Genomic DNA, 14107 nt, shown 5'->3' on the forward strand with positions numbered 1-14107 from the left:
CTGTTTTACTTTTTATTACGATCCGCATAAACTTCCATCGCATCACACATAAACTGCGCTAACCCCTCGCCAAACTTATCGATATTTTTCGTGAAGCGCTCATCAGCGACATACATTTGACCGAGTCCCTTAAAAGCGTCTAATGAATAGTGACTAAAGTTTTGCAAGTAATCGTACCATACTTTGATTGCTCCCTGCGCCTCTTTAGAATCTGGTGCACCGTGTCTCAGTACCGCTAAATTTCTATAAATAGTATTAAACTCTTCTTGGTTCTCTTTTGACATACCTTTTGCATATTCGTTCGCTTTATCTACAGCTGCGTCTCCCCATTTTTCACGTGCTTCTTCTTCATATGGGTTATGGCTGAAATCGAATCCTTCAAACTTCTCTTTGTTCGTCATTTCAATCTCTCCTTTTGTATGCTGAATTGTTTTATCAATCGTCGCAATCACCTTATCTAATCTGGTACGCTTTTCAAGAAGCATTTTCTTATGAAGCTGTAGTGCCTCTTCGCGATCAAATGATGGACTCATGATAATCTCTTTAATTTTTTTCAAAGGGAAGCCTAGTTCTTTAAAAAACAAAATTTGCTGCAATGTCTCTAAATTCTCATTGGAATACAGACGATATCCAGACTCTGTCGTCTCGTCTGGGGTTAACAACCCAATTTCATCGTAATGATGCAGTGTGCGCACACTAATTCCAACTAAATCAGCTACTTCTTTTACTCTCATTGTCATTTGTATCTCCCCCTTAGTACATACGATAAAGTATGACGCAACGTTAGAGTCAATAAGTAAATTCATTTTCTTTCTAAAAGTTTCATCTCTCCCGTATTTCATGCATAATAGATATGTACATATATTAGAAAGCGGTGAAAGTATGGTTTCAAATACTGTAATTGCCAGCATCATATTTCAACTCATTGTCTCGATTCTGGTCCCAATTATCGTACTCGTTTATTTCCGTAAAAAATATAATATTAATTGGAAAGTGGTCGGCATTGGTGTTCTTATCTTTATCGGATTTACCCAAATTCTTGAAACACCATTCCACCTATTTATGCGCGGTAATCCAACAATCGCTCCATTTTTAGAAAATCCGTTTGCCTTCGCAATTTATGGCGGATTGACTGCTGGTATTTTTGAAGAATTAGGACGCTTCGTTGCCTTCTTCTTCTTACTAAAAAAATATCTAGAATATAAAGATGGCTTCGCTTATGGAATTGGTCACGGCGGAATTGAATCTATTTTAATTGGCGGTTTTTCTGCATTACAAGCATTAATCTTTGCTAATTCTATTAACGATGGTAGCTTCGCTCAACTGATTGAACAAAAACCCGAACTCAGCATTTTACAAGACATGTTAATTCAGCAACCTGCCTACTTATACTTCCTTGGTAGCGTAGAAAGAATTATGGCACTCGTGCTTCAAATCGCCTTTACAATGCTTGTTTTATACGCAGTAAAACAGAAGAAATATATCTTCCTAGTATACGCTATACTATTCCACGCATTTGTAGACTTCTTTGCGGCACTTTACCAAACAAAGACAATCAATATCTTTGTTGCCGAAGGAATTACACTTCTCTGTACAATTGGTGCTGTCGTTCTTATTCGCAAAATGAAAGAGAAATTAATGAGTGTACCAGAGTAAAAAAATAACCCACCGGTTGGTGGGTTATTTTTTTATAAGGACTATCACAATGATGATAACTTTTACCCTCCTTTAGCTCCCTCTTTGTTTCTGCATCTATAACGATGTACTTATGAAACTCTTCTACTTCATTTTGAGTAAAAGAAGCGAAAAAATAAACTTGGCGATCAGGGTGAACAAAAAAATCTTGAAGCACCACTCTACTTCGACAACCGACAGCTGTTTTTTTTAGGAAAGAAAATTCTTCATCAGGCACTTCTTTAAATAAGATTTTTTTCCGAACACTATATGCTGCATTTTTATATTCTTTATAGATTTTCTTATCTAACTGTTTATAAAAAACATCCTCACTCACAAATGACTTATTTCGATTGCTTGGATAATTTAGTTTTTGGTTGGATTCTGCATATGTTGTGGACAATTGCGTAAGAAAACAAATAATGAATATGATACATATCATTTTTTTCATCATTGTACCTCAATTTTTTATTATCCACATTACTTTTCCACATATTTAAATCCATATGCCGTTTCCAATAAAAAGGAATTATTTCCACATTTGTCGAAGTATATAGCGTCAACTTGAAAGATGGGGATGAATTATGAAGAAAATTATTGTAATACGACATTGTTCAGCAACTGGGCAAAAACGTGATGCTGAATTAACGACCGATGGGAAAGATCAAGCAAATAACCTTGCTACATTCCTCTTAGAAAATCATCTACAAATCGATCATATTATTTCAAGCCCATTTGTCCGAGCTATCGATTCCATTCGGCCCTATGCGCTCCAAGCTAGCTTATCTATCCAAGAAGATGAACGATTAACTGAACGCATATTGAGCAACTTTCCAATGGATGATTGGATGCAAAAACTAGAATCCACTTTTACGAACATAGATATTGCCTTTTCAGGCGGAGAGTCAACAAAACAAGCAACAGACCGTGCCATATCGCTTATTCAAGACGTTTTACAATTAAACCATACGACAACACTACTTGTTACACACGGCAATTTACTTACACTCATTTTAAAGCATTTTGATCATACGATTGGCTTTAATGAATGGAGAGCTTTAACGAATCCTGATATTTACGAAATTACAATCGACGAACAATGTATCATAACACGCTTATGGAAAGCATCGTCCAAGTAATATCCCTTTCAAAAACATTCAGTTGACGCCACGAGAAGAGACTGTTCTAACAATAGAAAGGGGTATTATTTCATATGTACGAAGACGTACTTGCTCTACTACATAAAACAAATGTTTCTTATGAAAAGTTCGAACACGAACCGGTACTCGATTATGAGACAGATCGGATTGTACGTGAAAGACTTGGCTTACAAGGTACTCCAAGTAAAAGCTTATTTTTAAAATCAACATCTGGAAATTTTTACGTGTTTTTTACGTTAGAAGGAACTCGGCTTAACCGAGGAGAGATGAAAGAAATAACTGGAGAACGCTTATCGCTCTGTTCTCCTGATGAACTAAGAATGAAAACTGGCTGTACTCCAGGATGTGTAGCTCCTTTTGGTTATTCACAAGATGTAACAATTATTGTGGACAGTTCCGTTTATGCGTACGATAAAATTTTAATTACACCTGGTGTTCCTGAATTTACAATTGAATTATCCACAGAAGAATTAAAAAAGATTTTATTAACATGTCCAAATACCGTTTTAGAGTACAAACAAAAAGAGAGCTAATCGTTAGCTCTCTTTTTTCATTATTTAGCTTCTGCTGTTTTTTCTTTTGCAGAACGTACTTGCTCGTCCGCATGGTAAGAAGAACGCACAAGTGGGCCAGCTTCACAGTGGCTAAATCCTTTGCTAAGTGCAATTTCTTTAAGCTCTGCAAATTCTGCTGGTGGATAATATTTAATAACTGGTAAATGCTTCTTAGATGGTTGTAGATATTGTCCAAGAGTTAAAATATCCACATTGTTTGCACGTAAGTCATCCATTGCTTCAATTAAATCTTCTCTTGTTTCACCTAAGCCGACCATAATGCTCGATTTAGTTGGAATATCAGGCTGCATTTCTTTTGCTCGACGTAAAAACTCTAATGAACGGTCATATTTTGCTCTAGCGCGAACTCGGTTAGATAATCGACGTACTGTTTCAATGTTATGGTTTAAAATATCTGGTTTTGCATCCATTAACATTTTTAAGTTTTCTTCTACCCCAGCCATATCAGATGGTAATACTTCGATAGACGTGAATGGGTTTTTACGACGTACTGCTCGTACTGTTTCAGCAAAAACAGCTGCTCCGCCGTCCTTTAAATCATCACGTGCAACCGCTGTTATAACAACGTGCTTTAAGCCCATTTGTACTACTGAATCTGCTACGCGTTCTGGTTCTTGTAAATCAAGCTCAGTTGGTAAGCCTGTTTTAACCGCACAAAAACGACAAGCGCGTGTACAAACCGCACCTAAAATCATAAATGTTGCTGTTTTTCTTACAGCCCAGCATTCATGAATATTCGGACATTTTGCCTCTTCACAAACGGTATGAAGATTCTTAGAACGCATCATTTTCTTTAAGCCTGTATAGTTTTCATTCGTGTTTAACTTAATTTTCAACCATTCGGGCTTGCGCTTATATTCTGTTTGTTTTGTCATGGTTATCAACTCCGCACAATATGAAATAGTTTACCGTGTTCGCTTCTTTCAATGTAACATATCTATTCTAACGTATGAAAGCGATTTGCTCAAATGAAGATTCTAAGATTTTTTCCAATCGTTCCCTATAATGAAATACTCCGTATATCCCACACTAAAAAGAGTGATGTTGTGAAAGGAGTCTATTTCATGCTTCGAAAAATTTCTCTTTTGCTTTCTATTTGTTTTCTTCTCCACCAAAACATCGCCTACGGTGAAGATAATCAGCAAAGCATATACGAAAAGCGCATGGCACTATATAAAGAAACCGAGCAGTCTTCAGGCATTCCATGGTATTACTTAGCTGCAATGGATCAATATGAAAGAAATATACGGAGCGTAAGAAAAGATATTCCAAAAAAACCAGATGCCATCATTTCCCTTTATTTCAAACCAGAAATATGGGCTGGACCTGTTAATAGTAACGACACTCTCCCCCATACAATTTCTCTATTTGGCGGAATAGGTTTAGATGGTGACAAAGATGGATTTGCAAATGCAAATAGCGACCGTGATCTTCTGCATACCGCAGCGACTATTTTAAGGAAACAAGGAACGTCAGAAGACCGTATTAAAATTATGCTTTGGGAATATTATAGACGTGCAAAAACAGTTGATTTAATTAGCGAGTACGCCCAAATTTATAAACATTATGGACGTATTAATTTAGAAGGAAATGCTTTTCCTCTTCCGATTCGTAGTGACCATAGCTACCGTAGTACTTTCGGTGCTGGAAGAAGTTTTGGGGGCAGACGAGTTCATGAAGGAACCGATATTTTTGCCGGATATGGCGTGCCAGTAAGATCGACTTGCTATGGCATTATTGAAACGAAAGGTTGGAACCGCCTTGGTGGATGGCGCATTGGTATTCGCGACCTTCATAACAATTACCATTATTACGCTCATTTAGGCGGGTTCTCAAAAGAAATACAGCTTGGACAAATTGTTGAGCCCGGAAAAGTAATCGGGTTTGTTGGTAGCACTGGCTATGGCCCCCCTGGTACAGCCGGAAAATTCCCACCCCACTTACATTTTGGCATATATAAAGACAATGGCTATACAGAATGGGCCTTCGATCCATATATGCATTTAAGCCTTTGGGAACGCAAAGAACGAGCAAATACAAAACGATAACCGTAGCGCATTGCTACGGTTATTTTTTATCCAGTAAAAGCCCGATTGATTCAAGTTTCACTTTATATGCAATTAACTATCTGTTTTCTTTTTATCAGGTACAGCAACACTTCCGCTTCCATAATACGTAGGCACTTCCCCTTGAACGATACGCGTCGCAATCGGAACATTTTGTTTCACCGTTATCTCTTCTGTATGAAATGGAATGATTACTTGCAACGTTACTTCCATTTCCATAACAATTTGAATCGCTGTAGTGTTGATCCCGTGCGGCTCAATTTTTTGTTTAATATCTGTATTCACATGCCCAATTGGCGTGAAATGAATCGGAATATCTGGTCCTATATTACCAAGAAGCGCATTATCAGTTACACGCCCAAAAGGAACTGCCATAGTCGCCCCGTTTTTTTCAGAAATACCTAGCTCCTTCAACTTCCCTTGTTCTACTTGCTGCAAATATTTTTCTATGTACGTAGTCGTTGACGTTACGATTTCATTTACTTGCTTTGTATTTAAATTAATTGTGGATACTTTCCCGTTTTTATCATTTTGTACTTTCATTAACGAATCGACATCGAATCCTTCATTAATTCGATCCTTTACCGCCTTCGTCATAATTGCCGTCGCCATTTTCTTTGTCTCTACTTCTCCATATTTAATTAAGGTCGGCTGAATACTATTATTCACAATCCACAGCCCTTGCGTAAGTAATATAACAAAAAGAATAAACGACATAAGCAGTATATACCGAAAGGCAATAGGTCCCTTTCGAAACCGCGAGTTTTTCGAGCGAAATATACTCATAAAAAAACCTCCTTCTTATATCATTTCTATGCAAGAAGGAGGGACGATATATGCTTATCTCATTTTTAATAATGCTTCTTTTCCAATCGTTCCTGCTGGAATGCCTAATGCTTCAGCTCCAGTCGTTACCGATTCTAGTGGCGCTTCAAGAAGTTGTTCAATCGTTCTTACACCAACCGCACGGCCAGCAATAATTCCTCGATCACCTAACTTCTTATTTAAAAGACCTACATCTAATGCACCACACATAATATATCCTTTATCGCTCATTACAGCTAGCAAATTCGTCTTTGGAAGTTTGACGCTAACTGCAATAAACGTATAATTATCAATTATAATTGGCTCCACATTAACCATAGTTCACACTCCTCTCTTTCTTATCTGTATGACAAGAGAAAAATGAGTGTTACAAGTTAACTAGCCTATAGTTTAACGGAAGATGTATAAGTTATTAACATATCTGTTAACACATCTCTAAGTAGTTCTGGCATATAATATTGTTTGCTAGAAAGTGTGGATAGCTCTGGGTATAAGTATCCAAACGTAAACATATCAATTGTTCCTACTGTATATATACGGTCTAACTCCAGCGATTCGCCGTTAATCAATACATCTTCTAATAAAATTTTATTCCCAGGAATCGTATCTGGAATTACTTCTACACCAGCGTAAATCATTTTCCCCATCACTTTCCCCCGAAATCCGAATCCTTTCACCTCAAGATTCTCCATATTCGGTTTACGTGCTTTCAAAATAACTTCTCTTAATATCTTTCCTGGAACTTTCAAAGCACACGGATTAATTGGATGTGGACAAATTCTGTGAATATCTCCGCGCGTTACAACACCCTCTTCTAATCCTTCAAGAAGTACACCAGCATTCACCATTCCAATTTCTGCACTGCACCATGTTTTCAGCGCACTTGCTAACATATGAGAAAACGGCGCCTCATGAAACCAATCAACCGGTAATGACTCTTTTAAATGAACGACAGGCTCTGCCATTATATGCTTACTTTCTTCCTGCAGTATTTCAATTGTGGATAACGGCTCGCTATAAGCCCCTAACCGTTCCGTCTTAATTGCTCTACCGTCTTTTTTCAGTAGTTTCTTCGTCTCTATATCCACAGTAAGCTGTACGTGACCAACGTAACGCCCCCACTTTTCACAACAACAAAGTAACGTATTATTCATAAGAACACCACACTCAAATAAATGATGCGTATGCGCACCTAAAATCACATCTATATCATAATGCTCTGCCATATACTCATCCATGCTTTTTCCAAGGTGAGAAAGGACAACTGTAATATGAGCCTCATCTCGCACTTCTTCTAAAATAGACTCTAAATGGATAAGCGGATCTTCAATATGCCAATCGAGCATATGATAGAACTCTGGATAAGCTACCGTTAACCCGATAAAGGCAATCGTAATCCCATCTGTCGTTGTATGTAATTTATAAGGCTTTGCCCACTCCGGACGTACACCTTCTTTTTCAAATAAATTCGCGACAAGCACTTCAAATCCAGCCTCATCATATAGACGATTCAAATGCTCCTTCGCTAACGTAATTCCTTCATTATTTCCGATCGTTACATAATCATATAACGCCTCATTTAAAAGCTTCGTATTGCCAAGTCCATTCGTCGCTTCCGAAATACTATGAAAACGATCCACATGATCGCCGATATCAACCGTCAAAACGGTCTCTCCCGCTTCCTGTCTTCGCTTTTTCTCTCCCTGTACAAACCGAGAAATTTGCAGCCAATTTTCAAAATGACTATGTATATCGTTTGTATGATAAAGGTGGATGATTGTTTCCTTATTTATATTCAGAGAAAAAACCTCCTCTCAGTTCCTTACTGCCATTTACGCTATGCGCACACAATAATCCTGTAAATACTTTTCGTCTTTTCTTGCTATTTTACATTGTACTCGCATTGTGAGAAAAAGCAAAAGATTGCCCTTTTTTATATGAGAAACTTTTGCTAATGCAGGAAAGAATTCCAGATAGTGGAAGGAGGGGTGGATTTGTCAAAAAGTTTAATATAAAATTCAGTGGTTGATTGTTCAAGTGGATTTGTCAGTCTCTTTGTCTTAAACCTAGTCGTTCTCTGTTCTTATAAAATGTTTGGGGTATGTGAGAATTTTCTTTTGTCTTATCTTGTCGACAAATCGATATTCCTTGTCGAAACGTTGATATATTGAAATAATCGTTGATATATTCCCGTTTATGATCGATATATTTGAAAAATCGTTGATATATTTAGCTGAACACCCACCCGGGTATCCTCTCCCAAGCCAAGACAAATCCGCAAAACAAAAAAGCGCCCTGCACAGCAGGGCGCTTTCTTCATACATATATTATCCAGTTCTAGCGGCTAGAATGTTCGGTGGCTTCACTTCTTCCCCCTCACATTCTGAACAAGCCGCTTCCACTTTAAATATTGTCCAGCTTTGCCTCCTAAACCCTCATGTCTAAGAACCTTCCGCACCAGAAGATAAAAAGCATCTTCTGTGCGAAAGAACCTTAGCCAACGGGTCTGAACAGTCGGCTCCGCATTTCTATTTAACCAATAGAACCTTCCATCTCAAACTTGATTAGGCGGTTCATTTCAACTGCGTATTCCATTGGAAGTTCGCGAGTGAATGGCTCGATGAAGCCCATTACGATCATTTCTGTAGCTTCTTGCTCAGAAATACCGCGGCTCATTAGGTAGAATAATTGTTCTTCTGATACTTTCGATACTTTCGCTTCGTGCTCAAGTGAAACGTAATCGTTTTTGATTTCGTTGTAAGGAATTGTATCAGATGTAGATTGGTTATCCATGATTAACGTGTCACACTCGATGTTAGAGCGAGAGTTTTTCGCTTTTGGTCCGAAGTGTACGATACCACGGTAAGTTACTTTACCACCATGCTTCGCAATCGATTTAGAAACAATTGTTGAAGACGTGTTTGGTGCTAAGTGAATCATTTTCGCACCAGCATCTTGGTGTTGGCCTTTACCAGCAATCGCGATTGATAATGTTAAACCACGAGCGCCTTCGCCTTTTAAGATAACTGCTGGGTATTTCATCGTTAATTTAGATCCGATGTTACCATCAATCCATTCCATCGTCGCGTTTTCTTCACAAACCGCACGTTTTGTAACTAGGTTGTATACGTTGTTCGCCCAGTTTTGGATTGTTGTATAACGGCAATACGCATCTTTTTTAATGATGATTTCTACTACCGCACTGTGAAGTGAGTTAGTAGTGTAAACAGGTGCTGTACAACCTTCTACGTAGTGTACGTGTGCACCTTCGTCTACGATGATAAGCGTACGCTCGAATTGTCCCATATTTTCAGAGTTAATACGGAAATACGCTTGAAGTGGTGTATCAACTTTAATACCTTTTGGAACGTAGATGAATGATCCACCAGACCAAACTGCAGAGTTTAATGCAGAGAATTTGTTGTCTGTTGGTGGGATTACTTTTCCGAAATGCTCACGGAAAATATCTTCGTTCTCTTTTAATGCGCTATCTGTATCTTTGAAGACGATTCCTAGAGCTTCTAGGTCTTCTTTCATGTTGTGGTATACAACTTCAGATTCGTACTGTGCAGATACACCAGCTAAATATTTTTGCTCAGCTTCTGGAATACCTAATTTATCAAATGTTGCTTTAATTTCATCAGGTACTTCATCCCAAGACTTCTCAGATTTCTCAGATGGTTTTACGTAGTACGTAATTTCATCGAAATCTAAGTCATTTAAGTCGCCGCCCCATTGTGGCATTGGCATTTCATAGAACTTATCCAGTGATTTTAAACGGAAGTCTAACATCCACTGTGGTTCTTCTTTCATACGTGAAATCTCTTCAACGATCTCTTTTGTTAAACCGCGTCCAGCACGGAAAATCGAAACGTCTTTGTCTTTGAAACCATATTTGTAATCGCCGATATCTGGCAGTTGCTTCGCCATGTTGGTGTGTCCCTCCTTAGATAACCTCATTTTTAGGAACCTTTAACATTACTTATCTTCGTTTAAGCCCTTTTCTAACGCTTTCCACGCTAATGTTGCACATTTAATACGTGCAGGGAACTTGCATACGCCTTGTAATGCTTCAATATCTCCTAAATCGATGCTGTCATCGTACTCTTTTCCTAGCATCATGTCAGAGAAAATTTTCGAAAGCTGAAGTGCTTCTTCAATTTTCTTACCTTTTACTGCTTGTGTCATCATTGAAGCTGAAGACATTGAGATTGAACATCCTTCGCCTTCAAACTTCGCCTCTTGCACAATACCTTCTTCTACTTTCATCGTAAGTTGAATACGATCGCCGCAAGTTGGATTGTTCAAGTTAACAGTAACACTATCTTCTAACACGCCATTGTTACGAGGATTCTTATAATGATCCATAATAACTTGACGATATAACGTATCTAAATTATTAAATGACATTTGTGAAATACTCCTTTGTCTTGATTAGCGATTCAACAAATGTATCAATTTCTTCTTTTGTATTATATAAATAGAAGCTCGCACGTGCTGTTGAAGAAGCTTTTAGCCACTTCATAAGCGGTTGTGCACAGTGATGTCCTGCGCGAACTGCAATGCCTTCTACATCTAATACAGTCGCTACATCGTGAGGATGTACGTCTTCAATATTAAATGTAACAAGACCAGCGCGATGCTTTGGACCATAAATTGTAACGCCATCTACTTCTGATAGTCTTTCTAAAGCGTATTGCGCTAATTCATGTTCATGCTTTTCAATATTATCAAGACCGATTTCTTCTAGGAAATCAATTGCCGCACCAAGTCCGATTGCATTACCGATAATCGGTGTACCTGCTTCAAACTTCCACGGAAGCTCTTTCCAAGTAGATTCTTGTAAATCTACGAAATCAATCATTTCACCGCCAAATTCAATTGGCTCCATATTGTTCAGCAATTCTTTTTTACCATATAATACACCGATGCCTGTAGGTCCGCACATCTTATGAGCAGATAATGCGTAGAAATCACAGTTTAAATCTTGTACATCTACTTTCATGTGAGGTGTACTTTGTGCACCGTCAACGACCATAATTGCGCCATTTTCGTGTGCGATTGCTCCGATTTCTTTTACAGGGTTAATCGTTCCAAGCACGTTTGAAACTTGCATAATAGAAACGATTTTTGTATTCGGTGTAACTGTTTGACGAACATCTTCTAAAGAAATTGTACCGTCTGGTTGAAGCGGAAGGTATTTTAAAGTTGCACCAGTTTTCTTCGCAACTTGTTGCCACGGAATGATGTTACTATGGTGCTCCATGTAAGAAATAACGATTTCATCGCCTTCTTTTACATTTTCAAGACCATAGCTAGCCGCTACTGTATTTAATGCAGTTGTCGTTCCGCGCGTGAAAATAATCTCTTCCATTGATTTCGCGTTAATAAACTTGCGAACTTTCTCGCGTGCACCTTCATACGCGTCGGTAGCTTTCGTACCGAGCGTATGAACACCGCGATGCACGTTAGAATTATATTCTTTATAGTAACGTTCTAACGTTTCAATGACTTGAATTGGTTTTTGAGAAGTTGCTGCACTATCGAAATATACAAGTTGTTTGCCGTTCACTTTTTGATCAAGAATTGGAAACTGTTTGCGTATTTCATGAATATTCATTAGCGAACTTTCCTTTCAATTACCTCAACAAGCTGTGCTTTTACTCCTTCAATTGGAAGCTCATTTACTACAGGTGCTAAGAATCCATGGATGACTAAACGTTCTGCTTCGCGTTTTGGAATACCACGGCTCATCAAGTAGTATAATTGGTACGGATCTACGCGGCCTACTGAAGCTGCGTGACCTGCCATTACATCATCTTCGTCGATTAAAAGAATTGGGTTTGCATCCCCACGAGCTTTCTCATCTAACATAAGAACGCGAGAAGATTGTTGTGCGTTTGATTTAGATGCACCGTGTTCAATCTTACCAATCCCGTTAAAGATAGATGTTGCACTATCTTTTTGTACACCGTGTTTTAAAATCCAACCTTCAGAGTGTTTACCGAAGTGAACAACTTTAGTTGTAAAGTTTTGTGTTTGGTTACCACGGCCAATTGTTACTGTTTTCGTATCAGCATATGAACCGTCGCCCATTAAGTTTGTAACGTTCTCGGAAATTGTATTTCCGTCATTCATAAGGCCTAGAGCCCAATCAATGCGGCCGTCGCGTCCAACAACACCGCGGCGGTTAACGTAAGTTGTTACGTCTTTTGCTAATAGATCAACCGCACCAAATTTAACTTGTGCGCCTTGTTCCACGATTACTTCTGCTACGATATTTGCAATACCTTTAGCATTTTCATTTGCAACATAGTTTTCTACATAAGTTGCAGTACTGTTCGCATCAGCTACGAATAATACATGGTTATATACGTTAGCTTCTTCGCCGTCTACTAAGAATACAGCTTGAAGTGGAGTTTCAAGAACAACGTTTTTCGGAACATATACGAATGCACCGCCGTTGATTAATGCAGCATGAAGTGCAGTTAAACGATGCTCGTCTACCTTCACGCCGTCTTTCATTAAATACTTTTGTAATAGTTCAGCATGCTCTGTTGCAGCTGTTACGATGTCTGTAAAAATAACACCTTTTTCTTTTGCTTCGTCTGCTAAAGAAACGAACGCAGTTGTACCAGTACGTTGTACTAATACACTGTTATTTTCATCGATTAAGTTTTTCACTGCTTCTGGAAGCTCTGTTAAAGAACTTACAGGCTCTTGCTTAGCAGCGTCGCCTTTTCCGATAAAGTCCCATTTTTCAATTTTCGTTTTATCAGGCGTTGGCATTGGAAGTTCTGTAGCTTGTGCAAGAGCTTGTAAGCGGAACTCAGTCAACCAAGCAGCTTCGTTTACTTCGCTTGCGCGCTGACGGATTGTTTCTTGATCGAAAGGTAATGTACCGATTGTCATGTTTATGCTCCTCTCTTACGCTTCTTGCTCTGCTGTTTCGTCTTCAATACCTAATTCTTTTTTAATCCAGTCGTAACCTTCAGCTTCTAGACGTTGTGCAAGCTCAGGGCCACCAGATTTAACAATACGACCGTTCATCATAACGTGAACGAAGTCTGGAGTGATGTAGTTTAATAAACGTTGGTAATGCGTAATCATTAGGCAACCGAACTCTTCGCCGCGCATTTGGTTAATACCTTTAGATACAACTTTTAATGCATCGATATCAAGACCTGAGTCGATTTCGTCTAAGATTGCGATTTTTGGCTCAATCATCATTAATTGAAGAATTTCGTTACGTTTTTTCTCTCCACCAGAGAAACCTTCGTTTAAGTAACGTTGTGCCATTTCTGGATCCATTTCTAGGAATTCCATGTTTTTATCTAATGTACGGATAAATTTCATAAGAGAAATTTCATCGCCTTCTTCACGACGTGCGTTAATTGCAGAACGTAAGAAGTCAGCGTTTGTTACTCCGCTAATTTCACTTGGATATTGCATTGCTAGGAATAGACCCGCTTGTGCGCGCTCGTCTACTTCCATTTCTAATACATCTTCACCGTCGATGATGATGCTACCTTCTGTTACTTCATACTTTGGGTGACCCATAATTGCAGAAGATAAAGTTGATTTACCTGTTCCGTTAGGTCCCATAATTGCGTGGATTTCTCCACCTTTTACTTCAAGGTTTACACCCTTTAAAATTTCTTTGCCGTCAATTGATACGTGTAAGTCTTTAACCGTTAATGTAGAACCAGCCATCTCAATACCTCCATTAATCCTATATATACATTTTAAAAATTCCTAAAACGTTCATATTCTCATTTTATTCTCATTCTAATTTTATATCAAATAA

The 14107-nt window shown here is 38.4% G+C and carries 14 protein-coding genes and 1 pseudogene; 4 read left to right on the top strand and 11 right to left on the bottom strand.

Annotated features, from left to right (window positions below; genetic code table 11):
* Nucleotides 1–5: 5 nt before the first annotated feature.
* Complete coding sequence (locus DN403_RS07730) at nucleotides 6–740, bottom strand: MerR family transcriptional regulator (RefSeq protein WP_000178782.1); 735 nt, start codon at nucleotides 738–740, stop codon at nucleotides 6–8.
* Between the two features lie 100 nt (nucleotides 741–840).
* On the opposite strand from DN403_RS07730, the gene DN403_RS07735 reads away from it, so the two are divergent.
* On the top strand, nucleotides 841–1656 hold the full coding sequence (locus tag DN403_RS07735; protein WP_002083707.1) for a YhfC family intramembrane metalloprotease: 816 nt from the start codon (nucleotides 841–843) through the stop codon (nucleotides 1654–1656).
* 31 nt (nucleotides 1657–1687) lie between these two features.
* Here the strand turns inward: DN403_RS07735 and DN403_RS07740 are convergent.
* Nucleotides 1688–2116, bottom strand: a pseudogene (locus tag DN403_RS07740) (hypothetical protein); the annotation flags it as partial.
* Nucleotides 2117–2258: 142 nt separating this feature from the next.
* On the opposite strand from DN403_RS07740, the gene DN403_RS07745 reads away from it, so the two are divergent.
* Both DN403_RS07745 and DN403_RS07750 read left to right on the top strand, forming a co-directional pair.
* A complete protein-coding gene (locus DN403_RS07745; RefSeq protein ID WP_016078135.1) occupies nucleotides 2259–2813 on the top strand; it encodes a histidine phosphatase family protein in 555 nt (184 codons plus the stop codon).
* Nucleotides 2814–2887: 74 nt separating this feature from the next.
* The gene (locus tag DN403_RS07750) at nucleotides 2888–3367 is read left to right on the top strand and encodes a YbaK/EbsC family protein (protein ID WP_000272755.1); all 480 of its coding nucleotides are present in this window, start codon (nucleotides 2888–2890) and stop codon (nucleotides 3365–3367) included.
* A 20-nt stretch (nucleotides 3368–3387) separates the two neighbouring features.
* Here the strand turns inward: DN403_RS07750 and lipA are convergent, their stop codons facing one another.
* A complete protein-coding gene (gene lipA, locus DN403_RS07755) occupies nucleotides 3388–4284 on the bottom strand; it encodes a lipoyl synthase (protein WP_000166367.1) in 897 nt (298 codons plus the stop codon).
* 189 nt (nucleotides 4285–4473) lie between these two features.
* Here lipA and DN403_RS07760 point away from each other — a divergent pair, with 189 nt between their 5' ends.
* Nucleotides 4474–5457 (top strand): M23 family metallopeptidase, encoded by a 984-nt coding sequence (locus tag DN403_RS07760; RefSeq protein WP_000944682.1) that lies wholly within the window; start codon nucleotides 4474–4476, stop codon nucleotides 5455–5457.
* Nucleotides 5458–5529: 72 nt separating this feature from the next.
* On the opposite strand, the gene yunB is transcribed toward DN403_RS07760, so the two are convergent.
* The 8 genes from yunB to sufC form a co-directional block, all read right to left on the bottom strand.
* Complete coding sequence (gene yunB / locus DN403_RS07765) at nucleotides 5530–6261, bottom strand: sporulation protein YunB (RefSeq protein ID WP_000021794.1); 732 nt, start codon at nucleotides 6259–6261, stop codon at nucleotides 5530–5532.
* Nucleotides 6262–6315: 54 nt separating this feature from the next.
* Nucleotides 6316–6618: a YunC family protein gene (locus DN403_RS07770; RefSeq protein ID WP_016099108.1), complete on the bottom strand. Its 303-nt coding sequence runs from the start codon at nucleotides 6616–6618 to the stop codon at nucleotides 6316–6318.
* Nucleotides 6619–6683: 65 nt separating this feature from the next.
* Nucleotides 6684–8099 (bottom strand): bifunctional metallophosphatase/5'-nucleotidase, encoded by a 1416-nt coding sequence (locus DN403_RS07775; protein ID WP_346655088.1) that lies wholly within the window; start codon nucleotides 8097–8099, stop codon nucleotides 6684–6686.
* A 733-nt stretch (nucleotides 8100–8832) separates the two neighbouring features.
* Nucleotides 8833–10230, bottom strand: a complete 1398-nt coding sequence (gene sufB, locus DN403_RS07790; protein ID WP_001118824.1) for a Fe-S cluster assembly protein SufB — start codon at nucleotides 10228–10230, stop codon at nucleotides 8833–8835.
* Between the two features lie 48 nt (nucleotides 10231–10278).
* Entirely contained in the window at nucleotides 10279–10710 is a 432-nt protein-coding gene (gene sufU, locus DN403_RS07795) for a Fe-S cluster assembly sulfur transfer protein SufU (protein WP_000009525.1), read from the bottom strand.
* Nucleotides 10700–11920: a cysteine desulfurase SufS gene (sufS, locus tag DN403_RS07800; RefSeq protein ID WP_001020767.1), complete on the bottom strand. Its 1221-nt coding sequence runs from the start codon at nucleotides 11918–11920 to the stop codon at nucleotides 10700–10702. The genes sufU and sufS overlap by 11 nt, the downstream gene beginning before the upstream one ends.
* On the bottom strand, nucleotides 11920–13212 hold the full coding sequence (gene sufD, locus DN403_RS07805) for a Fe-S cluster assembly protein SufD (RefSeq protein ID WP_000152177.1): 1293 nt from the start codon (nucleotides 13210–13212) through the stop codon (nucleotides 11920–11922). The genes sufS and sufD overlap by 1 nt, the downstream gene beginning before the upstream one ends.
* A 15-nt stretch (nucleotides 13213–13227) precedes the next feature.
* On the bottom strand, nucleotides 13228–14013 hold the full coding sequence (sufC, locus tag DN403_RS07810; protein WP_000929162.1) for a Fe-S cluster assembly ATPase SufC: 786 nt from the start codon (nucleotides 14011–14013) through the stop codon (nucleotides 13228–13230).
* Nucleotides 14014–14107 lie beyond the last annotated feature (94 nt).

The sequence above is a fragment of the Bacillus sp. AY2-1 genome, from assembly GCF_008368965.1.
Taxonomy (GTDB): domain Bacteria; phylum Bacillota; class Bacilli; order Bacillales; family Bacillaceae_G; genus Bacillus_A; species Bacillus_A thuringiensis_S.

Excerpts from the sequence above, each read along its gene's own strand:
- sufU (WP_000009525.1), bottom strand. The coding sequence starts at position 10,710 with ATGTCATTTAATAATTTAGATACGTTATATCGTCAAGTTATTATGGAT.
- DN403_RS07760 (WP_000944682.1), top strand. The coding sequence starts at position 4,474 with ATGCTTCGAAAAATTTCTCTTTTGCTTTCTATTTGTTTTCTTCTCCAC.
- DN403_RS07745 (WP_016078135.1), top strand. The coding sequence starts at position 2,259 with ATGAAGAAAATTATTGTAATACGACATTGTTCAGCAACTGGGCAAAAA.
- DN403_RS07735 (WP_002083707.1), top strand. The coding sequence starts at position 841 with ATGCATAATAGATATGTACATATATTAGAAAGCGGTGAAAGTATGGTT.
- sufD (WP_000152177.1), bottom strand. The coding sequence starts at position 13,212 with ATGACAATCGGTACATTACCTTTCGATCAAGAAACAATCCGTCAGCGC.
- sufC (WP_000929162.1), bottom strand. The coding sequence starts at position 14,013 with ATGGCTGGTTCTACATTAACGGTTAAAGACTTACACGTATCAATTGAC.
- sufS (WP_001020767.1), bottom strand. The coding sequence starts at position 11,920 with ATGAATATTCATGAAATACGCAAACAGTTTCCAATTCTTGATCAAAAA.
- DN403_RS07730 (WP_000178782.1), bottom strand. The coding sequence starts at position 740 with ATGACAATGAGAGTAAAAGAAGTAGCTGATTTAGTTGGAATTAGTGTG.
- DN403_RS07750 (WP_000272755.1), top strand. The coding sequence starts at position 2,888 with ATGTACGAAGACGTACTTGCTCTACTACATAAAACAAATGTTTCTTAT.
- lipA (WP_000166367.1), bottom strand. The coding sequence starts at position 4,284 with ATGACAAAACAAACAGAATATAAGCGCAAGCCCGAATGGTTGAAAATT.
- yunB (WP_000021794.1), bottom strand. The coding sequence starts at position 6,261 with ATGAGTATATTTCGCTCGAAAAACTCGCGGTTTCGAAAGGGACCTATT.
- sufB (WP_001118824.1), bottom strand. The coding sequence starts at position 10,230 with ATGGCGAAGCAACTGCCAGATATCGGCGATTACAAATATGGTTTCAAA.
- DN403_RS07770 (WP_016099108.1), bottom strand. The coding sequence starts at position 6,618 with ATGGTTAATGTGGAGCCAATTATAATTGATAATTATACGTTTATTGCA.